We start from the raw sequence: 23,190 nt of genomic DNA, 5'->3' as shown, positions 1-23,190 counted from the left end.
CCTCATTTCTTATTGATTTCTTTTATAAATAACATGCAACCCTTTTAACGTTAAAAATGGGTCTACGACATCGATTATCTTTGTTTCGTTTGAGATTAATTTCGCCAAACTTCCCGTTGCAATAACAAGGGGCTCCTCTTTACACTGTTCTTTCATACGACCGACAATTCCTTCTACTTGTCCAACAAACCCATAAAGAACACCTGATTGCATTGCGGAAATGGTATTCTTTCCAATAATATTTGAAGGACGCGATATTTCAATACGCGGTAGCTTCGAAGCCTTTGTAAAAAGGGATTCAGTAGAAATGGCAATACCAGGAGCAATTGCCCCTCCCATATAGTCACCTTTTTCATTAATGTAACAATACGTAATGGCAGTACCGAAATCTATAACAATTAACGGCTGACCTCCATATTCATTTAAAGCTGCTACCGCATTGACAATACGGTCCGCTCCTACTTCTTTAGGATTGTCATACTTAATATTTAACCCTGTCTTCACGCCAGGACCAACGACATAAGGTTTAATGTGGAAATACTTTCGGCACATTTCCTCCAATACATACATGATTGGAGGAACTACAGAAGAAATAATAACTCCTTCAATTTGTTCAAATTCAGTCCCGACATGCGCGAAAAAGGACTTTATTTGCATTGCATACTCATCTTCGGTTTTATGGCGATCCGTCTCCATTCTCCAATGATAAGTTAGTTTATCCTTTACATATATCCCTAATGCAATATTAGAGTTTCCTACATTTAGCACTAGAATCATTTCTTCACACCCAATTCAAGTCCATTTGAAAAAATCATATCACATTACTGGCTAAATTAAACAGTGATAGCAATTAAATCTATTCGATAAATATTCACGAGCATAGGAATATTGTTATAACAATTCTATAGTCATTTCGATACATAAAATTAACAATTCAACTCAATATTTTGTGATACTATGTAGGAAAATACTATATTAAAGGAGTTTCTATGGGTAAGGTAAAATTACATAGCTTAAAAAGTAAATTAATCGTCGTTTTCTTAACACTTTCGGTGATCCCTTTAATTATCGCAACAACTACAATCTTCGCTTCAACGAATAATGGATTTAGCAAAGTGACAGAAAACCAGCAAGACAAAATGATACATATTGTACAAACAGAATTAAAAAACATATCCGAAAACTTATTAAAAATTACGGAGATGTATTCTCAAAATGATGAGATTATAACAACCTTCGAAAATGGTGATCGGGAACAATTATTAAGTTCTGTGAAAGATGTCTACTCCCGTCTATCAGCAGAACATCAATTATCTGTTTTTGAATTTGGAGATCCTACTGGAACTGTCATGTTACGTGCCCATAACCCAGAGAAGTATGGTGATGATAAAAGTGATTTAGCAGCGATTCAACAAGCTTTAAAGGGCGAATCCGTAGCAGGATTTGAATTTGGTAATAGCGGATTATCCGTTCGCGCCTTTACTCCTATTATTTCAAATAACGAAGTCATTGGCACTTTACAAACAGGTGTGGACGGTCAATTTATTAAGGATTTAAGCGAAATGTTACAGGGGGTTACAATTAGTTTATACGATATGGAAGGACTTATCGTTCAATCTTCCGATGAGTCAAAACTTAACACTAAAATGAAAAGTAATCTCCTAACATCGGTGAAAGAAGGTGAACTATCTTCCTACCAAAATGAAGAAATAATAGAATCCATTTTGCCAATTTATGATCCTACAGGAAATGAAATCATTGCAGCGATCGGTATTGAGCAAGATATATCTATTCTTCAAGAATCAAAACAAAATATCTTTTTATTCGCAGTCGTTTTAATCGCCATTACCATCATTATTGTTTTCGTTATCTCATTCTTTATGAGTAAAAGAATTTCACAGCCTGTTGTAGAAGTTGCCAATGTCATGAATGAGCTTTCTCAAGGTAACTTACAATTGAATATAAAAGAAAGCTCACAAAAAGGGGAAATAGGTCTACTTACTAATGCAACGAAAACGATGCAAGAAAACCTGCACGAAGCAATTGGAAAAGTTGCAAAGGCAGCAACAAGCGTCAATCAAAAAAGCGATGTTTTAAAACAATTATCGACTACAATACAAGTTGGTTCGGAACAAATCTCTTCCACTATGCAGGAATTGGCATCTGGAACTGAAGGTGAAGCCCAAAACATTGCAGATCTAGCGTCGAATATTAGTAACTTCACAGAAAGTATTGAAAAGACAAATGAAAAGGGCGAGCAAGTTCATAAAGATTCTTTAAAGGTACTTGAATTAACAAACGAAGGTACTAAATTAATGCAATTATCGAACGCGCAGATGAATAATATTAATCAAATTATGCAAGATGCCGTTGGAAAAATGGGGCATTTAGAAAGTCAAACAAAAGAAATCGAAAAGTTAGTTTTAATCATTGAACAAATCGCAAACCAAACGAATCTTCTAGCGTTAAATGCAGCGATTGAAGCCGCAAGAGCCGGTGAACATGGGAAAGGATTTGCCGTTGTCGCTGATGAAGTAAAGAAATTAGCAGAACAAGTATCCTTATCCGTAACAGACATTACGCAAATCGTTTCAAATATTCATAATGAAACAGCAATGGTTGAAACATCATTAAAAGACGGATATTCAGAAGTACGTCTTGGCACAACACAAATCCATGCAACGAGTGAAACGTTTACGCAAATTAGCCATTCAGTTTCCAATATGGTAAATAACGTAGAAGAAATAATCGTTTATCTTTCAGAAAATGTTTCCCGGGCAAAATCAATGAGTGAAGCAACGGAAGAAATGGCCGCGATGTCAGAAGAATCGGCAGCAGCAATTGAAGAAACAGCTGCTACTTCGAATGAGTTTACTCGTTCCATTGACGAAGTATCGAAAAATACAGCCGAGTTGGATACACTGGCCATCGAGTTAAAACAATTAGTAGATCGATTTAAAATTTAATATTTGCAAAACGAAAAAGTACCATTCAGCTTTCAATCTGAATGGTACTTTTTATGATTTTTTTAGACGAGAAAGCAATGTATAAAAAACTGAATGAGCAGCAACCTAGCTACCCATCCAGTTATACATCATTTTCCTTTCGGAAACGTACATATATTATTTATTACGATCTTCTTGAATACCATCAGCTGGTTTAGAAGAACTATCTTCCTTTGGTAAATCTGAAACTGTCGGATCTGTCGTTTCACCAACAATTTGTTTTTCTAACGAAGTAGAACCTGAAGTTTCAACTGCTGCTTCTGTAGTACCAGCTTCATCAGTAGAAACAACTTGTGTATCTTCATTCGTTGCATTTTCATTATCTACGTTAGAATAACTTTTACGCTCCGGTAAAGTTCCGTGATCTCGTAAGTGCTCGATTTGTTGAGCATCTAAAGTTTCTACTTCGAGTAATGTCTCTGCAATTAAAGTTAATAAATCGCGTTTTTCCGTTAGAATTTGTTTTGTACGTTCATATTGCTCAACAATAATGGATTGCATTTCTTTATCAATTTCGTAAGCAATAGAGTCTGAATAATTTTGTTCAGAATTAAAGTCACGACCTAAGAATACATTTCCACCTTGGCTTGAGCCAAACTGCATCGGTCCTAGTTTATCACTCATACCATATTCTGTAACCATAGAACGAGCAATACCTGTAGCACGTTGGAAGTCATTATGTGCCCCTGTCGATACTTCCCCGAAAGTAATATCTTCTGCAACACGACCACCAAGTAGTCCAGCAATTTTATCTAAAAGCTCCGGTTTTGTCATAAAGTAACGATCTTCTTTTGGAAGCATTACTGCATAACCACCAGCTTGACCACGAGGTACAATTGTTACTTTATGCACTTTTTCTGCTTGATCAAGAGTTAATCCAACAACTACGTGACCAGCTTCATGGAAGGCAACGATTTTGCGTTCTTTTTCAGAAATGACACGGCTTGATTTAGCAGGACCTGCTATAACGCGGTCAGTAGCTTCATCGATATCAGCCATATCAATTTTCCTCTTATTACGACGAGTTGCAACAAGTGCCGCTTCGTTTAATAAGTTTTCTAAATCGGCTCCTGAAAAACCAGGTGTACGTTGAGCAATCGCTTTAAGATCTACATCATCACGTAATGGTTTGTTACGTGCGTGTACTTTTAAAATCGCTTCACGTCCCTTAACATCTGGACGACCAACCGTAATTTGACGGTCAAAACGTCCTGGACGAAGTAACGCTGGGTCTAAAATATCTGGTCGGTTTGTAGCAGCAATAATGATAATCCCTTCATTTACGCCGAAACCGTCCATTTCAACAAGTAATTGGTTTAACGTTTGTTCACGCTCATCATGACCGCCACCAAGACCAGCTCCACGTTGACGACCAACTGCATCAATTTCATCAATAAAGATAATACATGGTGCATTTTTCTTAGCGTTTTCAAATAAGTCACGAACACGGCTCGCACCGACACCAACGAACATTTCTACAAAGTCAGAACCTGAAATTGAGAAGAAAGGAACGCCAGCCTCACCTGCTACAGCACGGGCAAGTAACGTTTTACCTGTTCCCGGAGGACCAACTAATAATATCCCTTTCGGAATACGCGCACCCATTTCAGTAAATTTACGATGATCCTTTAAGAAATCAACTACTTCCACTAGTTCAGCTTTTTCTTCATCTGCACCAGCAACATCATTGAAGCGTACTTTTTTCTTTTCGGAATCATATAATTTCGCTTTACTTTTACCGAAGTTCATCACTTTATTACCGCCACCTTGAGATTGACTCAATAGGAAGAAGAATAAAATGATAATAATTACGAATGGAATAATCCCGGTAAAGAACTGTACCCAACCACTCGTTTCAGGTGCTGGTAAAAATTTGATATCTGGATCATTTTCAACAGCATCTGTTAATTTTGTCATTAAAGCTTGATTATCTTGTGGAAGATTAACAGTAAATGTTTCACCATCTTTTGCTCCTGTTAAAGATCCTTCTACTACAAGCACTCCTGCATCAGGTTGAATAGTTGCAGATTCAATTTTACCTGTATCCAACGCATTTAAAAACTCATGATAAGTTAATTCTTTAGAAGGTGTATTACCTCCATTAAAAGTACCGAAAATACCGATTATTACGAGAAAAATTAATAAATAAAATATGGTGTATCGAAATATTCGATTCATCCCCAGCCTCCTCACAACATAACAGAAAAACTATAAGTAAAATCTTATCATATCATTATTTCATCATACAACGAAAAGCACCGGTAAAATGCGTTATTTACATTTTTTGTCGAAAATTCTACAAATCTCTATTAGAATGAGTAAACTTCTCTTTTTAAGATACCGATGTATGGTAAGTTACGATATTTTTCTGCGTAATCTAAACCGTATCCAACAACAAATCCATCTGGAACTTCAAAACCAACTATATCCGCTTTCAAGTCCACTTTACGTCCAGATGGTTTATCTAAAAGCGTAACGATTTTTATCGACTTTGCTTTACGATATTTGAATAAATCTACTAAATAGCTTAAAGTTAAGCCGCTATCGATAATATCTTCAATAATAATGACATCACGACCTTCAACACTTGTATTTAAGTCCTTTAAGATTTTTACTTCCCCAGAAGATACCGTCGCATTTCCGTAGCTAGATACATCCATAAAATCCATCTCTACATATGATTCAAAACGCTTCATTAAATCTGTCATAAAAGGCATTGCACCTTTTAAAACACCGATTGCTAACGGGAACTGTTCCTTATACTCTTCTGTTAACTGAGCTCCTAGTTCAGCAATTCTTTCTTGAATTTGTTCTTCTGAAATTATAATTTTTTCAATATCATTTTGAATCATGGGTGGTTCCTCCTTGAATTGTTCAAACACCTAAAGCAATAAAATGATTTATTGCACATTCCTTAATAAAATCTGTTCATCTGTTCAAAACTTTAATCGTTTTTGTTTAACTTTATACCCAAAAATTAATGAAAATCGTTCTATTTAATAATACCTTAATTAAGTAAAAAATCGTTACTATTTTCTTTCAACAATAAGGATAAAATCATCCACGATTTGTTTTCTTGTCGATAGTTTTTTACTAACCCGAACACCAATAACGGCAAGTACCTCATCGTTCGCATCGACAAGTACTGGCCATTGTTCTCGATCTTCCAAAGGTATTTTCTCATCAATAAAGAGTCGAGATAATCTTTTTTGTTGTTCCATACCTTTTAACAAAATACGATCTCCGCTTTTTCTAGTTCTTATATAAAGCGGTGTACTAATCAATTCCGAACTGAAGTAATACGTAGTGGAGTTATTCTCCGGAGTGTGTACTACTTTTGAGGCTTCTCCTATGTATAATCGAATGCCGTTTTGCAGTTGGATCCATTGATTCATGACAACTTGTTGAATGTTGTCATTTACATTTATTTTTTCACTTAATTTTTCAAATACAACTTCATCGTATTTACGATTTGCGATAATTTGCTCCGGTAAGTCAACCTTTGCACTACCATCTGTTGATTTGCATAAATTTAAAATAGAGGACGTCATTGTAAGCCCTTGGGTAAAATTAGAATTATTATAAATATAGTTTAATAGTATTAAAATGATTCTTCTTTGTAAAGCAACTGGTTCTTTCTGTAGCAAGGGAACAGATAATGTGTATATCTGATTGTCTTTTTGATTTACAATATGGGGGAAACGCTCTAACGCTAAACGGTTTAATAATTCATCATCTTGCTGTAAAGTTTCAGCAAAGTGGACTGCGTGGGAAGAAACATGCACATTTTCCTTTTTCAATAACGGTACAATATGGTGGCGGAAGCGATTACGAGTATAATCGTCCTTCTCATTGCTTGCATCTTCTCTGTAAGACCCTCCATTCCCTTCTAAATATTCCCTTATTTCTTCTTTTGTAACCGCTAAAAAAGGGCGAATAATTGTTCCAAAGGAAAAATCCCTTTTAGAATAAATTCCCTTCATACTACTTATGTTACCGGATTTAGTTAAAGCCATTAAAATTGATTCCAATTGATCGTCTGCATGGTGTGCGGTTACTAGTTTATTGATTTGATGGGTTTTCATCATCTCTTCAAAAAACGCATAACGCTCTCTACGGCAAATGGCCTGGGAGTTGCCCCCCTCTTCCTGTAGTAATTGTGGAATCGGAATTGCGGTACTAAAAATAGGAATATTATGTTGATGGCAAAACTGTTCTACAAATAATCGATCTTCTGCAGATGTCTCTCCTCTAAGCATATGGTCTACATGGGCAACAAATAATTCAATTTCTAAATTATGTTGAAACTTCTTAAAAAAATGTACTAACCCCATTGAGTCAATGCCACCTGAGCAAGCAATGAGAAGACGGTCTCCTTTTTTTACTAATTGTTGTTCATTTATATATTTTTGTACTTTTAATTCGAACGACACATCTTCTCACCTCTCTATAATCTTACTTAGCTGTTTCATGATATTCCTTTACTTAAAGGGCTAAATACAGCCCACTTCGGAACTACATGGGAAACTGAGAACATAATCACCGTACAATCATCATCTACTGGATACAAATTCCCAAACTCCTCCATTACATCATACAAAATAGCTTCAATCGGTATTTCATTTTGAATACGAGATTTTAATAAGTTAACTAAATATTTTTCTTGTTCCTCCCAATCAAACTCACTAGAAAAGACACCGTCCGATACCATCACAACAAAATCATCGGCTAATAAATTGACTTTCTCAGTTTCAATTGAAAACACAGGCATAAATCCAACGGGTGCTGCTGCCCCATCTACCTTTAATAACCTCTCTCCACGTAAAATGTAGGTAGACATACTGCCCGCTTTCCATGACCATAATGCACCCTTTTGTAAGTCCACAAGGGCAAAGTCAATCGTTGCATACATATCGACTTCTCTATTCAAAGACATGACATAATGCAACGTATGCATGGCCGTCTCTGGATTCATATTATAGCTTAAACATTCTCTCATTAAACGGACTAATCGTCTGCTTTCACGCTGCGCCTCCCTACTTTGCCCCATACCATCAGATAACATAACAGCTACAAGTCCAGGGTGAATATGGAAAATGGCATGGGTGTCGCCGGATACCCAAGCAGAATTTTTAGCTCTACTATATATATCATACTCTATTTCATAGCGAACCGCTGAACGAAAACGTATTTGTACGTGGGCAAATGGTACTTTTTGATCTGATATTTTTTCAACTTGAAACGGCTCTGAAAATACATCATATAAAATAGGCAAAATAATTCTCTCACATAGTAAATATTGATCCTCGTGGGTTTTATTTTTATTGGCAAAGGAACAAATAACAACTCGCTCACCAACTGTATTATTTAACACATCAATTTGGAAGCAATGAACTTGTGCTCTTTTTAGTTGGTATTCTAATTCCTCTTCAATTGTTTTGAAAGATAATGTTTCGTCCTTCATATCTTCCATTAATTTATTTAAATGATTGCTTAAATCCCTTAATTGAAGGGCAATCATTTTCTTCCCATGATAAAATTGACCATTCATTTTATCGTTATATAATTGATGATCTAACTCTTCCAACAATTTTGTAGACTTTATACATTTAAGCTTAATTCGCTCTTCTGCCATCATTTGTTCTGATTCTTTTATTCCAGACTTTGCAACGAACCAATCTTCAATCAACGGTTCCATTGAATTGCTCTCTCCCCAGCAGCGATCGTAACGAAAACAGCTCATACAAGTCGCACACGGTTCAATTTTTCGTGCTTCACTTATTGTTTCAGTGGAAGTAAATCGGTCAAATACTAACTCCTTCATAAATAAAACAAAGTTTTGAAAGGACTCTAATTTTTCACTCGTATGTTCAGTGAGCCATTGTTGTCGCTGGAGTAATACTTCATCTCGTTTAGGATGAATCATATCATGTAAAAATGTAAACATACTTTGAGGGAGTGCGAAAAACACAATCCCGACAACCGCAATGGAAACAAAGTAGACCGTATCAAGTGGTAAGGTGGCATCGTAAAAGAAAAAGAATATACTTGGTATTAAACTTCCTATTACAACGCCTATTCGTCCAAGACCACTAAACAAACCTGCTACAACACCGGTCATTGCATAAACTGATATCATTCCAGTAAAGGAGAGCTTCGCTATTCCTACTAGGGCTCCGACGATAGTTGCCACCATGGCCGCAATAGGAACCCCCCCTGCGAAAGCAGCAATACAAATAGCTAAATGTAGTAAAAACGGATACAATCCAAAATAAGAAACGACAACCGATTGAACACCGGTTAAAACCATCGCCAAGATTACAAGGCCAGCTCCTACTCGCTCATAGCTCCAACCAATCGTCCAAAAGCGGTGAGGTTGGACAAAAAAGAGCTTTACAAAAATAGTCATTAAAAAAGCTAAAATAACTTCATAATAAATATAAAGTTGAACAATTAAGGGTGGTATAGCAAGGTGGACAACGCCTTGCCAAATAAATTGTCCAAAAAAGATTGCTAACCCAACAGATACACCCGTCGGAAATTTCCAAAATTTAAATCGAGTAATGAGTTCATACAAAACGAGCTGCAATCCTAAAATTAGCGCTTGTCCTAAACTTAACGTGAATGCACCGAGTAAGCCTCCGATTAACACAGTCCATTTTTCATTTTCGTATCGTTGTTTCACAATTGCCCAAAGAGGTAATAAAAACGGAACGGCCGCTTCAAACATTACCGCTCTTGATAGAAACAACGCTAACAAAAAAAAGAAAATATGAATAAAGAAATTTACTTTTTTAATAGAGAAACGCTCCGTTAAATTTTGCCATGAAGATTTTTCATTGATCATTTCAATATTAGCCATTTTTACATCTCCCTTAATTTATAGTGTTAGCGCCTATTATATAAAAGAGATTGTGTAAAATTTGTCTAGTAGTGAAATAATAGAATTAAAATTGTTCGACGTAATCTTTGGTAAGACAACAACTCCAAAATAACTGTCGGAATATTGAACGATCGTTAGAGAAACTCTTTCTTTCAAGCGATTACAAGAGTACACTAACATAGGGAAAAGATTGATTGATTTTTTGGAGGCCATTTTTATGTTAAAAAAATTATGGGTGCTTGCTCTTTTATGTTCAACCGGCTCGATTTTAGTCGTTTTAGGTACCATTCTAAAAGTACACGTTATCCTTCAGCTCGCTATGTTATTATGCGGATTAATCCTTTGTGTTGTAGGGATTTTTGCATTAATAAAATCTTTATTAGACGAAAAAAGTAAATAAATGAAGAGCACCTTTGCTCGTAGCGTAAAATTTACATAACAAAAGTTAAAAATAAAAAAGACTATTAGTGACGTTGTTATCACTAATAGTCTTTAATCTATATTACACTTTTTCTACGATTAAAACAGACAGCAAACTACCCTCTTCTAGCTCCACGGCCACCGCGTTTTGATTCAGTTGCACGTTTTAATGTTGCAAGACGCTCGTCACTATCTTTTAAAAATCGTGCCATTTTTTGCTCGAAGCTTTCTTTTGATGGACCTTGACGATCGTTTGAGCGATTATCACGTCGTGGACGACTTGGACGTTCAGGTTTTTCAGCTTGAGGCTTCGCTTTTCGGATTGATAAACCAATTTTACCATCCGCTTCAACATTCATCACTTTTACTTCAACAACATCCCCAACTTTAAGATGCTCGTTGATATCTTTCACATAGTTATCAGCAACTTCACTAATGTGAACTAGGCCTGTTTTGCCATCTGGCAGCTCAACGAATGCTCCAAAATTTGTGATTCCTGTTACTTTACCTTGTACTTTGCTGCCTACTTCAATTGACATAAAAAAAATGCTCCTCCTTAAAATTTAAGCGGCTATTTAGCCCGAAATCAAATTTAGTGTTACGTGCAATAAATCAATTCACGTTTCTCTTTTATTATAGCCAACAAAAAAAGAGTGTCAACAAGACAACTCTTTTTCTATCGACCCAAAAACACTTTTATTTTTAACTTAAAACGAAAGAACTATACATCCATAACCATTATTTGTTATTTCCGTCAGCCTTTTCACCATCATCTTTGTCTTCATTCGGGATAGTAAAAATAATTTCACCATCATCAGATAAAAAATATTCTTTACGTGCTAATTTCGCAATATATTCATCATCTTCTAGTTTGGCAATTTGTAATTTAAGCATATCCTGCTGTTCTTTAACCGTATCAAGCTTAGCAACAATTTCTTCTTTTTGCTGTTGTTTCTCTTCTAAACGGTGATGTTGTGTTATATAAGAACTAACTAAAAACACTAACGTCACTGTGGCAAGTAAACCAAATACAACCATCCTTCTACGGAAAAGAACTTTTTGTCTTTTTTTATATTGGGCTTTGCTATCTGATGATCGGACATAGTCATTTTCAAGCGTTCGAACATTATTTTGTTGTCGTTGTCGATTATAACGCTTCACCATATCCGTCACCTCCTCAAATTTCTGTACTCTATATTATACTTTTAATTCAACTCTTTTTAAAGATAGTCCTTCTAATTTTTGTATAAAATTTTCGTAAATGTTTTTCTAGGAATTTATTATATAGTTTGTAAAACGGTTTTAAGATAAATAAAATAATACGAACAATTAGTTTAAGAATACCAGTAATAATCGAATAAATGAATCGAATAATAGCAACAATTGGTTTAATTATAAGAATAATAAATACTCGTCCAATAAAACGAATTGGTCTCTGAAAAATAGATTCGTAAAGAAAAATACCTAGCAATTGTGATAATGGGTCGACTAAACGCCATTCTCCACCCTTTATAATAAATAAAATATAAAATGTCAGGGCACCTAATAGTGCCCATACAATTAGCTCTACTCCATACCCCATTTTTCTTATAATAGACTTCGGGCTTAAGGCGCTCAGTAGATAGCGTGTAAAATCCACTATTGCGCCTACAAATAAGCCACTAATTACCATTATTAATATACTAACAACTTGTTCATTAATGGTCATCCAAATAATTTATGGAGGAAGCCTTTTGATAAACCATTTTCTTCATCATCATATTGTAGTAGTTTTACATTTCCTTCCAAAGTCAGTAAACCTTTATCGACGTCTAAATGGACAATTCGTAATTCCTCGCCACGGATTAATAAGTGGCCTTGTGCTGTTCTAATATAAAATTCCTCTTGGTCAAAACGCTCAATTTCCTTAACTGAAGTCATGTCCATTCTTTTTCGATTTCGCACTGTCACAAGATGGTCCCCAGATGTCATTGTGTAACGATTACTTTCTTGATGTAGTGTCATATCGTTCCTCCTTTTAGTGTTATTGTGATTGTTCTGTTCACTTTATGCTAAAAAGAAAAGAAGCATGACAATAAATTTTGTCATGCTCTAGAAATTTACTATTTTTTCCCTTACAGGAAATGTCAGCAAATAAGAAAATTATCTATTCTTCATCATCAATAAATTGAGGTTCAATCTTATCAAGTTTTTCTTCTTTAAGAATTGTGAACATGTTTTGGGCATCTTCTTTACGCACATTTTCCCTCAAATCTTCAACACGGGCAGTCACAACTTTTTGACCAAATCGAATAGTTAATTCGTCTCCAACTTTTACCGTGCTACCTGCCTTTGCAACTTTTCCATTGATTGTAATTCTTCCTTGATCTGCTACTTCTTTTGCTAAAGTACGTCTTTTAATTAATCGAGAAACTTTTAAAAATTTATCTATTCGCATCGACTAGTTCTCCTTTTTTTCTAACGTTTTTGCTTCATTCCAAAATTCATCTAATTGTTGTAACGTAAAATCAGCAAAGGTTTTACCGCTCTCTAATACCTTTTGTTCCACATATTGAAATCTACGAAGAAATTTCTCATTCGCATGAATCATAGCTTCTTCTGGTGAAATTTTGTAAAAACGGGCAATGTTAACAAGGGTAAATAACACATCCCCAAATTCGTCTAAACGGGATTGAGGAGCACCCTTTTCAACTTCATCCTTGAACTCTTTCCATTCCTCTAAAAACTTTTCCCATGCTCCTTCTGCATTTGGCCAATCAAAACCTACAGAGGCCGCTTTCTTTTGATAGTTATAAGATGTTTGTAAGGCAGAGGTTGGACGATACTCACCTTTTAATAGTGACTCCTTTTGCTCGCCCTTTTCTTTCTTTTTAATAGCGTCCCAATTTGCAACTACTTCATCCGCATCTTCAACGTTGACGTCACCGAACACGTGAGGATGTCTACGAATCATTTTCTCACTAATTGATTCCAATACTTCCTCTAAATTAAAATAACCATTATCTTCCCCGATTTGGGCATGTAAAAAGACTTGTAACAATACGTCACCAAGTTCCTCTACCATTCCAAAATCGTCCTCTTCATCTATGGCAGCTAAAAACTCATGGGCTTCTTCTAATAAATATTTTTTTAAGCTTTCATGGGTTTGTTTTTGATCCCAAGGACAACCGTTCGGACCACGTAACGTAGCGATAATACGTCTAAATGTCGTCCAATCGCGTAGCGCGTCTAAATCATTTTCAACCGGTGGTACATAAATCGTCGTTAAATTATTTATTTCGACCGCTTGATCCAATTCATATAACGGAACCGTTGTTAAACTTTCTAAAGAAGAGCCTGCAGCGGTTACGACTGTAACAGGATAATCATCACGATATTTTTCCATAAGGGTTAACTTCACTTCTGAAGCACTAAAGGAATCGTAAACTTGGGCAATTAACACATGTCCTCGCATGTTGACATCGTGAATCGAAAAACTCGTCCCATCTAATAATTGAAACCCTTCAATTGGATCAATTTTTAATGCACCAAAAATTGGATCTAAGAAGCTTTGGCCACCTTCTATGTTCAATTGAACTTTTCCTTGTCTCTCCGCTTCAATTAATAATTGCACTGTTTGTTCTGCCACTAACGGATGTCCAGGGACAGCATACATAATAGGTTCTTTACTAACAGCACTAATTAATTGTTCCGCAATCTCTTCATAAACCGGTTGAAATGTATCATATTTTTCATAAACAGCATCAAAACTAATGAACGCCATTCCCTCTTTCTGTAAATCTTGTATAACTGGGTGATCTATCGTTCGAACATAAATTTTTTCAACTGTTTTTAATTTTTTATAAACACCCATTTGTAGCTGATCAAGTTCAGCTGCTCCTAGGCCGATAATGGTTAATTGATGCATCTTTTCACCTACTTCTTTTTATTTAACAATAACTGATAACGAGCCATTTTTCTTCCAAAGGGCAATAAAAACCATTCCTTTACCGCTAGCATTTTCGTCTTTGCCACAATCGTTAAATAAACAAATGCTCCAATGCAAATTAAGCATCCCCCAATAATGACTGATTCCATTCTACCTGTGACAATAGGAATAACTGCCTGGATCACTTGATCCACCAAAGCAACAACGAATATCATACTACCGCTTGCTATACATAATTTTATGTAGAATGCTTTAGTTGCTAGTTTACTATGGACTAATTGTTTTAAATAAATCATAAGTAATCCGGCGCTTAAAAATAATGCAATATTGCTTGCTATCGCCGCCCCTAACACATCCCAATTCGGTATAAAATAACAATTCCCTATATACTTAAGAAGTATTGCACCAATTAATATTAGAGCTGGAATTTTCAGCTTATTCATTCCTTGTAAAATCGCGGTTAACGGTAATATGACCGATAATGGGACGATTTGTAAAACATATACCATTAATACATTGGATAATGCATTTGTTTCAAACAACATTTGATTTACATAAGGCATAACAATTACTAATCCAATAGACGCGGCAACTCCAAGTAAAATAGAGGCGCGATAGGTTAACTGGATAAACGGATTAGGTCCTCTACCGCCCTTTTTCTTTGACTGGAGTGCCACTAAAGGGACAATGGCAAGGGAAAGGGAAGAAGCGATAATAATCCCAAGTTGAACAAGTGGCTGTCCTCGGTCGTATATTCCCTTCATCTCCATTGCCTTAATAGATTCCATTCCATTATGGAGCAAAGTAGAAAAAACGGTAAAGGAATCGATTAATTGAAAACAAAGTAGAAGTAAACTGCTCATGCTAACACTTAAGCTTAATATCGTTACTTCTTTCAGTATTGGCCAAGTTCGCTCTGTTTTTTTTAATTTTTTCGGAACAATTTGGACTTTTTTACTGTAATAAAGTAATAAAATAACCGCTGCTATTTCACCTATCACTGTTCCAAAAACTGCCGCGTTTCCAGCCGCATATAATGATTTATTTGTATGCATAATAATGATTGCCCCGACTAGTATAAATGCGACTCGAATAAATTGTTCAAATACTTGTGCATACGCAACCGGCTCCATTTTACCTTGTGACTGAAAACGCCCTTTCATTAAAGCTAACATCGGCATAAAGAGTGTCACAAAAGAACCCGTTTTAAGAAGTGGAGCCAACTGTAGATCACCCATTAATTCCGATAAAATATTAGCTCCGAAAAATAATAAACAAAAGAAAATGATAGACAACAGTGTTAAGTAATAAAAGATTGTTCGAGAGATAAACCCTTTTCTTTCAACTGGATGAATACTTGATTCAGCGTCTGCTAACATTTTAGAAATGGCAACGGCAAAACCACCAGATGCCCAAACAACAAAGAAAGAAATAAATGGATAGACTTGTTGGTATATATAAAACCCTTGATCTCCAACTAAGTTTTGAAAAGGTACCCGATAAACTGCACTTAATGCTTTAACAATTAAGGCAGCAATCGTTAATAGCAACGCTCCCTTCATATATCCTTTCATGCCAAAATTATCTGCCATATTCACCCTATCCTCCATAACAATGCCAATAGTATAACATGAAATGTGAAACAAACTCGATTTACAAGAGATACGACTATTTCGTAAATATTTCATGTTTTTTAAAACATAAAAAAACGCCTCTATATCATTAGAGACGTTTTTTTCTTTATTAGTTTTCCATTTGTTTTGCAAGGAAGTTTGCTGCTGTTTCAGCAGCCTTTTGTTCCACTTCACTTATAAAATGGACTTTTGATAATAAATAAACCGCGCCAATAGCATCCCCATTAGAAATAATAGGTGCTACACAATAGGATTTCACTTGTTCATATTGTCCTGGCACAAGTTCAATTGTCGCTTCTGTCTTTTCTAAAACTACAGAACGTTGCTTCATAAAGTCTTCCGCGAATACGGATAATCGACGGTTCGTATATTCCTTTTTCGATAATCCAGCTACTGCTATCATTTCATCTCTGTCACTAATTAAGGCAGGTGTACCTACCGTTTCATATAATGACTCAACATATTCTTTTGCAAATTCACTTAAATCATTTATTGGTGAATATTTTTTTAAGATAACTTCTCCTTCACGGTCTGTGTAAATTTCTAAAGGATCTCCTTCACGAATACGCATTGTTCTACGAATTTCCTTTGGAATAACTACGCGACCTAAATCATCAATACGACGGACAATTCCCGTTGCTTTCATACTTTATTGCCTCTCTTTCAGAATCAAATTTCCTTTACATTGATAGTATGGTTATTAATTGGTCAATGTATGCAAAAAGTGAATGAAGAGGATAAAATTCTAATGTCGGGCAATAAAATGGAAAACATGGACAAGTTTTTGCTATATCGATATAGATAAATAAGCTTTTCTATTTTTGGACAGTTTCTTTTTTAGATTTTGCAGCGATTTCAATCATTTGTTCTAAAACATCAAAAGGTTGGTAGCTTCCACATTTTTTCTCATCAATCGTCAAAGTTAATTTGGCACCGTCCATGATAAAACCAACTGCTCGATCAAATTTCATTGACTCAGAGACGATGTAACTACCATCCACATTTTTTGTTCCTTCTTCAGAAAAATAAATCGAAATCATTTTTTGTTTTTCCTTAATAGCTGTTATTCCAGCTTCTATTGCCCACACTTTCATACGGGCAATACGTAATAACTTTTCAGTTTCTACTGGTAAATCACCAAATCGATCTAACATCTCATCCATTATTTCCGTATAGTCTTCTATTTGTTCCATCGATTTTATACGTTTGTACATTTGAATTTTTTGATAGCCATCTGGTATATATTGATCCGGAATATATGCATCCACATGTAAAATAATTTCTACATCTGGTCTTTCTTCTTTTACTACTCCAGTTTGACGCTCTGCTATTGCTTCTTCTAACATTTGAGAATATAAATCAAATCCGACCGAATCAATGAACCCATGTTGTTGTGATCCTAATAGATTTCCCGCGCCACGAATCGATAAATCACGCATCGCAATTTTAAAGCCAGAACCAAGCTCTGTAAATTCTTTTATAGCTTGCAATCTTTGCTCCGCTACATCTGTTAGCACTTTATCTCTTTGATACATGAAATAAGCGTAAGCGATGCGATTTGAACGACCAACTCGACCACGTAATTGATACAACTGGGATAGACCCATACGATCTGCATCATGGACAATCAGTGTATTGACGTTAGGCATATCTACACCCGTTTCAATAATCGTTGTCGTTACAAGTACGTCATATTCGCCTTCAAGGAAGTTTAAAATGATGGACTCCAATTGGGATTCCGTCATCTTACCGTGGGCATATCCAACCCTTGCATCTGGCACAAGCATTTGGATTTCCTCCACTTTTCGAGTCATATCCTCTACCCGATTATAAAGGTAAAACGTTTGTCCTCCGCGCGCCATTTCCCTTTCAATCGCTTCTCGCACAAGGGCACCGCTATATTCCATTACATATGTTTGAACTGGGAAACGATTTTGTGGTGGCGTTTCGATAACCGATAAATCCCTTACCCCGACCATCGACATATGTAATGTACGTGGAATTGGTGTAGCAGTTAATGTTAAAACATCAACATTTGTTTTCAACTGTTTAATTTTTTCTTTATGGGTTACCCCAAATCGTTGTTCTTCATCCACAATTAATAAACCTAAATCACGGAACACAACGTCTTTCGATAATACCCGATGCGTACCGATTACAATATCAACGGTTCCGTCTTTTAAACCTTTTAACGTTTCCGTTTGTTGTTTTTTCGTACGGAAACGGCTTAATAGACCAATATGAATCCCATAGTCCTCAAAGCGTTCCTGCATTGTCTCAAAATGCTGTTGGGCTAAAATTGTTGTCGGTACAAGAAAGGCCACTTGTTTCCCATCCATTACTGCTTTAAACGCTGCACGAATAGCTACTTCTGTTTTACCATAACCAACATCACCACACACAAGGCGATCCATTGGACGTTCCCGTTCCATATCCCGTTTTACTTCGAGAATTGAACGTAATTGATCTTCTGTTTCTTCATATGGGAAAGCGTCTTCAAAAGCACGCTGCTCATCTGTATCAGGAGAAAAGGCATATCCCTTCTCTGCTTCCCGTTTTGCATAAAGTTTAATTAAATCATCCGCAATATCTTTAACAGCAGAGGATACTTTTGCCTTCGCTTTTTTCCACTCGGCACCACCAAGTTTATGAAGCTTCGGTTCTTTCCCTTCAGAAGCAACGTATTTTTGAATTAAATCAATCTGTTCAACAGGCACATATAACTTATCATCTGCTCGATAGCGAATATTTAAATAATCTTTATGAGTACCATTTACTTCAAGGGTTTCAATACCAATATATTTCCCTATACCGTGATGAACATGTACGACATAATCACCAGGTTTAATTTCGGTATAGCTTTTAATCCGTTCCGCATTAGACATTTTTTGCGGTCTACGGGGCTTTCTTTTTGCCTGTTGTTTAAACAGCTCATCATCGGTTACTACCGCAATTCGTTGTAATGGCAATTCAAAACCAGAAGTTAACACCCCATCAACTAAATAAATGCCTGGTTCTGTGGGCGCCCCTAGCAAACTATGAATGTTGTATTCTTCCAACATGCTTTGCAGTTTTTTAATTCGTTCTTTCCCATCTGCTACAAACAATACTGTAAATTTCTCTTGTGTCCATCGCTCTATTTCATTTTGTAAAAGGCTTATTTGCCCGTGGAATTGTTGCATTGGTTTACAAGAAAAGTTTGTTGTTTTTTTAAAGGTAATACCCGAAAACGTTCGAGCGAATAAAGCAAAGTATATTTTTTGCTGGTCTAACATCGAATGAACTTCTTTAAAAGAAAAGGAAGATTTAACGTCATGAACAATTTTCCCTTCTTCTATTAGGGAAATAAACCATTCTTCTTCCTCCCGTTCCCATGCATCCATTACTTCTTGAATTCGTCCAAGCTCATCGAATAAAACAATGCCATCCTTCGCAAAATAATCCCCTAGGAAAGTTTGTTCATCATAAAGAAGGGATCCATATTTCGTAATATGATCAGGAATATTTCCTTGTCGTAGCATTTCAATATCATATTGGATATTTTGATATAACAGTTCTTGCGTTTCTTGTTTTTTTATTTTCTTCAAACTTTTACTTAAGGAGTTCTCTAGTCTTTCTGCTAATTCAGCCCGTTGACTTGTTGTTAACAATAGTTCTGAAGCCGGTAAAATACGTACGGAGTCCAATTTTTCTATGGATCGTTGATCGTCTGCAGAAAAAGTACGGATTGAATCGACTTCTGTATCAAATAATTCAATACGAATAGGCGACTCTGCATATGGAGGATAAATATCTAAAATCCCTCCACGTAATGCAAACTCACCAGGTGTTGTAACCATTTGGCTTCTTGTATATCCCATCGTCACCAAATGTAATAGCCATTCTTCAATTTCGATATCTTTCCCTATTACAGCTTCTAAATAATAATTTTTCCACTGTTGTACCGGTGTCATCATTTTTCGCATTCCAGCAATCGGAATGACATATATTGCTTTCTCCTGCTTCACTAATAGATCAAGGGTTGCGATACGTTGCGCCTTCAATTCCGGCGATGCAATTGTCATATCCGCTGCGATAAATTCATCTGCAGGATAATAATGAACAAACTCTTCCCCAACTAAGGAGGATAAATCATCAACTAATTTTTGAGCTTGTAAAAGATTGGCCGACAATATATAAAGAGGCTTATTCGTTTCCTTGAATATTGATTGAAAAAAAACTGGCCTTGCACTTCCTGTTAAGCCCGTAATAAGTTGAGAATCATAATTTTTTTCTCCAATTTGATTAATTAAACTATTTATATGTTTATCTTGAGAGAATAGTTGATGAAATACGTTCATTCATAAACCTCCTTCCATCATTCATACTTAATTTATGTAATCATTAATCAATTACATGTAAAATAACCGCTTTATTTTTATTTTCATAAACAAAGCGGAAAAAGTGGGTGACTTTAATAAAATAAGTCGCCCACATATTTGCAGTAATACAAAAAATGGTTTTTCTATGTTTTAAACTACTTTTATTGCAACCATTTTTTCAGTGCGTAATAATCGGGAAATTGTCTCAATGAATCTTCACAATGTTCACAAATACAATGCACTGTTGTATCACCGTGCTCATTTTTTTCAATATAATCGTCTACTTCTCCCACTTCGAATAAATGCAACTTACGTATAGTTTCATCCGCATCAAAGGGTAATGTCCCAATTTCCGTTTCACAATGACGACAACGATAACGAACAGGCATTAGTATCGTCCTCCTTTAAGTATGTAAAAGCATACGCTTTCTAATACTCAAAGTATTGACCTAATTTTGCCTATTTATGCACCGTTAAATTCAGTCATCACATCTAGAAATTTTTTGGATAGTGATGATTCTACTGCAGCGACGGTTTTATTAACGGCTTCATCAATAATTGGATCCTCTTCTTTTGAAAATTTTGCTAATACATAATCCGTTACTTTCATACCAGCAGGTGGTCGGTTAATCCCTACTCGAATTCGATTAAACTCTTGTGATCCTAAATGTTGTATTAACGATTTAATTCCGTTATGGCCTCCAGCACTACCTTTTTGTCTTAACCGGAGTTTTCCTGTTTCTAAATCTAAATCATCATATATTACAATGATGTCTTCTATATCAATATCAAAATAATCCATTAACGGGCGAACACATTCACCTGATAAGTTCATATATGTTAAAGGTTTTAACAAAATGACTTTCCCTTCAGGCCGATGAACAATGGCATACATTCCATTAAATTTTAATTGATTTAACGGAGAATCCCATTTTTCAGCTAATGCATCAATGCATTCAAAGCCAATATTATGTCGTGTATGTTCATATTGTTTCCCAGGATTCCCTAATCCAATAATTAATTTCATAATTGACTCATCCTTTTTTCACTAATCGTAGCTTATTTTATCATACGCTGTGTTGAAAAAGAAAAAACAAGTTTTGTTTATGTAATTTTCCTTTTGTTTTCAAAATAAAAATGTATGAGCATCGACTCATACATTTTTTGATTAACTTTCTGATTCGGGTGCTTCTGTTGCTTTAATATCTTGATTTTCATCGTCACCTTGTCCAGCTGTATCATCATTTACCACTACTGGAGGTGTAACGGTCACTACCGCCTCTTCATCTTGATTTAATATTTCGTATTGGACACTACTACGAATATCTCCTACAGAGATGGAATCATTCATCGTCAAATGGGAAATATCCACGTCAATTGACTCTGGAATGTCGGACGGTTTCACTTTAATTTTTAATACTCGTAATGGTTGAGTTAAAACGCCGCCTTCTTTTACACCGATTGCTTCGCCAATAGGAGTAATCGGCACTTCCACTTCTAATTCTTCTGACATATTAATGGATAAAAAATCTACATGTTTTACTGTCCCTTTTAGTGCACATCTTTGTACTTCATTTAAAATAGCGTTTAATTGTTTTCCTTCAACATCAATTTTAAATACTGCTGTACGTCCATATTGTTGGACAGCTTTTGCAGTATCCTTGTAATCAATTGATACAGGAATCGTATCGACATTATATCCGTAGATTACTGCCGGTAATTTCCCTTCATTTCGTAATTTCGTTAAAGAAGAACGAGCTCCTTTATCACGGCGAGTCGCTTGTAATACTATATCCAAAAAAATCGCTCCTTTCAGAAAATCATGACTTATACTATTATGTCTATTTTTCTGAATACTAAACTCTTTTATTGGACAAATTTGTATATTAGATTCACGTTAAATTCCAATTTATTTATATCTCAATTATACTAGAACATAAAAAAGACAAGGCTACTAATATAGCCTTGTCTATCTATATGGGATTAATCGAATAATGTACTTACAGATTTGTTTTCATATACACGAGAAATAGCTTCTGCCATTAAATTCGCTACTGAAAGTTGTTTAATTTTTGGAGACACTTTATCTTCAGTCAGTTGAATTGTATTTGTTACTACTAATTCTTTAATTGCTGAGTTTTCAATGCGCTCAATAGCTGGACCTGATAATACAGGGTGAGAACAACATGCATAAACTTCTTTCGCACCTGCCTCAATTAATGCATTTGCACCAATTGTAATTGTACCTGCAGTATCAATAATATCATCAATTAAGATACAAACTTTTCCTTCAATGTTCCCGACAATGTTCATAACTTCCGCCACGTTTGGTTTTGGACGACGTTTATCGATAATAGCAATTGGAGCTTTTAAACGCTCTGCCATTTTACGTGCACGAGTAACTCCACCGTGATCCGGAGATACAACGACAAGATCTTCTGGATTTAAGTTTTTGGATTTGAAGTAAGTAGATAAGATCGGTACTGCTTGTAAATGGTCAATTAAAATATCAAAGAAACCTTGAATTTGTGGTGCGTGTAAATCTAATACGATTACACGGTCAGCACCTGCAGTTTCTAATAAATTCGCTACTAATTTCGCTGTAATTGGTTCACGAGCCTTCGCTTTACGGTCTTGGCGTGCATAGCCATAATAAGGGATGACTACATTAATTGTACGAGCAGAAGCACGTTTAACAGCATCAATCATAATTAAAAGTTCCATTAAATGTTCATTTACAGGGGCAGAAGTCGATTGAACGATGAAAACGTCACAACCGCGGATACTTTCCTCAATACTAATTTGAACTTCTCCATCACTGAAATGTTTAACAGATGATTTCCCAAGTTCAACACCCATCAATTCCGCAATTTCTTGTGCTAAAGGGTAGTTAGAATTTAAAGAGAAGATTTTAAGTTTTGTGTCAGCATATTGATACGGCATGATGGCCTCCTAATAG

The 23,190-nt window shown here is 35.6% G+C and carries 20 protein-coding genes; 2 read left to right on the top strand and 18 right to left on the bottom strand.

Annotated features, from left to right (window positions below; all coding sequences use genetic code 11):
* Positions 1-9: 9 nt before the first annotated feature.
* Positions 10-777, bottom strand: coding sequence for a type III pantothenate kinase (locus ACH0B5_RS11365; protein ID WP_406927839.1), 768 nt, complete (start codon positions 775-777; stop codon positions 10-12).
* A 212-nt stretch (positions 778-989) separates the two neighbouring features.
* Here ACH0B5_RS11365 and ACH0B5_RS11360 point away from each other — a divergent pair, with 212 nt between their 5' ends.
* A complete protein-coding gene (locus ACH0B5_RS11360; RefSeq protein WP_406927838.1) occupies positions 990-2,966 on the top strand; it encodes a methyl-accepting chemotaxis protein in 1,977 nt (658 codons plus the stop codon).
* 156 nt (positions 2,967-3,122) lie between these two features.
* Here the strand turns inward: ACH0B5_RS11360 and ftsH are convergent, their stop codons facing one another.
* The 4 genes from ftsH to ACH0B5_RS11340 form a co-directional block, all read right to left on the bottom strand.
* Positions 3,123-5,183: an ATP-dependent zinc metalloprotease FtsH gene (gene ftsH / locus ACH0B5_RS11355; protein ID WP_122972266.1), complete on the bottom strand. Its 2,061-nt coding sequence runs from the start codon at positions 5,181-5,183 to the stop codon at positions 3,123-3,125.
* A 131-nt stretch (positions 5,184-5,314) separates the two neighbouring features.
* Entirely contained in the window at positions 5,315-5,857 is a 543-nt protein-coding gene (gene hpt / locus ACH0B5_RS11350; RefSeq protein ID WP_122972267.1) for a hypoxanthine phosphoribosyltransferase, read from the bottom strand.
* Between the two features lie 177 nt (positions 5,858-6,034).
* Positions 6,035-7,438, bottom strand: coding sequence for a tRNA lysidine(34) synthetase TilS (gene tilS / locus ACH0B5_RS11345; protein ID WP_341362931.1), 1,404 nt, complete (start codon positions 7,436-7,438; stop codon positions 6,035-6,037).
* Between the two features lie 35 nt (positions 7,439-7,473).
* Positions 7,474-9,867, bottom strand: coding sequence for a SpoIIE family protein phosphatase (locus ACH0B5_RS11340; RefSeq protein ID WP_341362930.1), 2,394 nt, complete (start codon positions 9,865-9,867; stop codon positions 7,474-7,476).
* A 238-nt stretch (positions 9,868-10,105) separates the two neighbouring features.
* Here ACH0B5_RS11340 and ACH0B5_RS11335 point away from each other — a divergent pair, with 238 nt between their 5' ends.
* On the top strand, positions 10,106-10,288 hold the full coding sequence (locus ACH0B5_RS11335) for a hypothetical protein (protein ID WP_341362929.1): 183 nt from the start codon (positions 10,106-10,108) through the stop codon (positions 10,286-10,288).
* A gap of 136 nt (positions 10,289-10,424) precedes the next feature.
* Here the strand turns inward: ACH0B5_RS11335 and ACH0B5_RS11330 are convergent, their stop codons facing one another.
* The 13 genes from ACH0B5_RS11330 to ACH0B5_RS11270 all read right to left on the bottom strand — a co-directional run bounded on the left by ACH0B5_RS11330 (position 10,425) and on the right by ACH0B5_RS11270 (position 23,174).
* Positions 10,425-10,847, bottom strand: coding sequence for a S1 domain-containing RNA-binding protein (locus ACH0B5_RS11330; protein ID WP_122972271.1), 423 nt, complete (start codon positions 10,845-10,847; stop codon positions 10,425-10,427).
* A 199-nt stretch (positions 10,848-11,046) separates the two neighbouring features.
* Entirely contained in the window at positions 11,047-11,472 is a 426-nt protein-coding gene (locus ACH0B5_RS11325; RefSeq protein WP_341362928.1) for an FtsB family cell division protein, read from the bottom strand.
* A 46-nt stretch (positions 11,473-11,518) separates the two neighbouring features.
* Entirely contained in the window at positions 11,519-12,016 is a 498-nt protein-coding gene (yabQ, locus tag ACH0B5_RS11320) for a spore cortex biosynthesis protein YabQ (RefSeq protein ID WP_122972273.1), read from the bottom strand.
* Positions 12,013-12,312 (bottom strand): sporulation protein YabP, encoded by a 300-nt coding sequence (gene yabP, locus ACH0B5_RS11315; protein WP_122972274.1) that lies wholly within the window; start codon positions 12,310-12,312, stop codon positions 12,013-12,015. Before yabP ends, yabQ begins: the two co-directional genes overlap by 4 nt.
* Before the next feature lie 142 nt (positions 12,313-12,454).
* A complete protein-coding gene (locus ACH0B5_RS11310; RefSeq protein ID WP_122972275.1) occupies positions 12,455-12,745 on the bottom strand; it encodes an RNA-binding S4 domain-containing protein in 291 nt (96 codons plus the stop codon).
* A 3-nt stretch (positions 12,746-12,748) separates the two neighbouring features.
* Entirely contained in the window at positions 12,749-14,215 is a 1,467-nt protein-coding gene (gene yabN / locus ACH0B5_RS11305) for a bifunctional methyltransferase/pyrophosphohydrolase YabN (RefSeq protein ID WP_406927837.1), read from the bottom strand.
* A gap of 8 nt (positions 14,216-14,223) precedes the next feature.
* Complete coding sequence (locus ACH0B5_RS11300; RefSeq protein WP_122972277.1) at positions 14,224-15,828, bottom strand: putative polysaccharide biosynthesis protein; 1,605 nt, start codon at positions 15,826-15,828, stop codon at positions 14,224-14,226.
* A gap of 151 nt (positions 15,829-15,979) precedes the next feature.
* Complete coding sequence (gene spoVT / locus ACH0B5_RS11295; protein ID WP_122972278.1) at positions 15,980-16,516, bottom strand: stage V sporulation protein T; 537 nt, start codon at positions 16,514-16,516, stop codon at positions 15,980-15,982.
* A gap of 169 nt (positions 16,517-16,685) precedes the next feature.
* Positions 16,686-20,210, bottom strand: a complete 3,525-nt coding sequence (mfd, locus tag ACH0B5_RS11290; protein ID WP_406927836.1) for a transcription-repair coupling factor — start codon at positions 20,208-20,210, stop codon at positions 16,686-16,688.
* Positions 20,211-20,392: 182 nt separating this feature from the next.
* On the bottom strand, positions 20,393-20,620 hold the full coding sequence (locus tag ACH0B5_RS11285) for an anti-sigma-F factor Fin (protein ID WP_122972280.1): 228 nt from the start codon (positions 20,618-20,620) through the stop codon (positions 20,393-20,395).
* 74 nt (positions 20,621-20,694) lie between these two features.
* Entirely contained in the window at positions 20,695-21,258 is a 564-nt protein-coding gene (gene pth / locus ACH0B5_RS11280) for an aminoacyl-tRNA hydrolase (RefSeq protein ID WP_122972281.1), read from the bottom strand.
* A gap of 141 nt (positions 21,259-21,399) precedes the next feature.
* Entirely contained in the window at positions 21,400-22,029 is a 630-nt protein-coding gene (locus ACH0B5_RS11275) for a 50S ribosomal protein L25/general stress protein Ctc (protein WP_341362925.1), read from the bottom strand.
* Positions 22,030-22,214: 185 nt separating this feature from the next.
* Positions 22,215-23,174: a ribose-phosphate diphosphokinase gene (locus ACH0B5_RS11270; protein WP_122972283.1), complete on the bottom strand. Its 960-nt coding sequence runs from the start codon at positions 23,172-23,174 to the stop codon at positions 22,215-22,217.
* Between the last annotated feature and the right edge of the window lie 16 nt (positions 23,175-23,190).

Source organism: Ureibacillus sp. 179-F W5.1 NHS (genome assembly GCF_045369345.1).
GTDB lineage: Bacteria > Bacillota > Bacilli > Bacillales_A > Planococcaceae > Ureibacillus > Ureibacillus halotolerans.
Note: the sequence above shows the minus strand (reverse complement) of the source record. Positions and strands in the feature narration are given on the sequence as shown.

Bases quoted from the DNA above. Each gene is read 5' to 3' on its own strand.
- ACH0B5_RS11365 (WP_406927839.1), bottom strand. From the start codon at position 777: ATGATTCTAGTGCTAAATGTAGGAAACTCTAATATTGCATTAGGGATA.
- ACH0B5_RS11360 (WP_406927838.1), top strand. From the start codon at position 990: ATGGGTAAGGTAAAATTACATAGCTTAAAAAGTAAATTAATCGTCGTT.
- ftsH (WP_122972266.1), bottom strand. From the start codon at position 5,183: ATGAATCGAATATTTCGATACACCATATTTTATTTATTAATTTTTCTC.
- hpt (WP_122972267.1), bottom strand. From the start codon at position 5,857: ATGATTCAAAATGATATTGAAAAAATTATAATTTCAGAAGAACAAATT.
- ACH0B5_RS11340 (WP_341362930.1), bottom strand. From the start codon at position 9,867: ATGGCTAATATTGAAATGATCAATGAAAAATCTTCATGGCAAAATTTA.
- ACH0B5_RS11335 (WP_341362929.1), top strand. From the start codon at position 10,106: ATGTTAAAAAAATTATGGGTGCTTGCTCTTTTATGTTCAACCGGCTCG.
- ACH0B5_RS11330 (WP_122972271.1), bottom strand. From the start codon at position 10,847: ATGTCAATTGAAGTAGGCAGCAAAGTACAAGGTAAAGTAACAGGAATC.
- ACH0B5_RS11325 (WP_341362928.1), bottom strand. From the start codon at position 11,472: ATGGTGAAGCGTTATAATCGACAACGACAACAAAATAATGTTCGAACG.
- yabQ (WP_122972273.1), bottom strand. From the start codon at position 12,016: ATGACCATTAATGAACAAGTTGTTAGTATATTAATAATGGTAATTAGT.
- yabP (WP_122972274.1), bottom strand. From the start codon at position 12,312: ATGACACTACATCAAGAAAGTAATCGTTACACAATGACATCTGGGGAC.
- ACH0B5_RS11310 (WP_122972275.1), bottom strand. From the start codon at position 12,745: ATGCGAATAGATAAATTTTTAAAAGTTTCTCGATTAATTAAAAGACGT.
- yabN (WP_406927837.1), bottom strand. From the start codon at position 14,215: ATGCATCAATTAACCATTATCGGCCTAGGAGCAGCTGAACTTGATCAG.
- ACH0B5_RS11300 (WP_122972277.1), bottom strand. From the start codon at position 15,828: ATGGCAGATAATTTTGGCATGAAAGGATATATGAAGGGAGCGTTGCTA.
- spoVT (WP_122972278.1), bottom strand. From the start codon at position 16,516: ATGAAAGCAACGGGAATTGTCCGTCGTATTGATGATTTAGGTCGCGTA.
- mfd (WP_406927836.1), bottom strand. From the start codon at position 20,210: ATGAACGTATTTCATCAACTATTCTCTCAAGATAAACATATAAATAGT.
- ACH0B5_RS11285 (WP_122972280.1), bottom strand. From the start codon at position 20,620: ATGCCTGTTCGTTATCGTTGTCGTCATTGTGAAACGGAAATTGGGACA.
- pth (WP_122972281.1), bottom strand. From the start codon at position 21,258: ATGAAATTAATTATTGGATTAGGGAATCCTGGGAAACAATATGAACAT.
- ACH0B5_RS11270 (WP_122972283.1), bottom strand. From the start codon at position 23,174: ATGCCGTATCAATATGCTGACACAAAACTTAAAATCTTCTCTTTAAAT.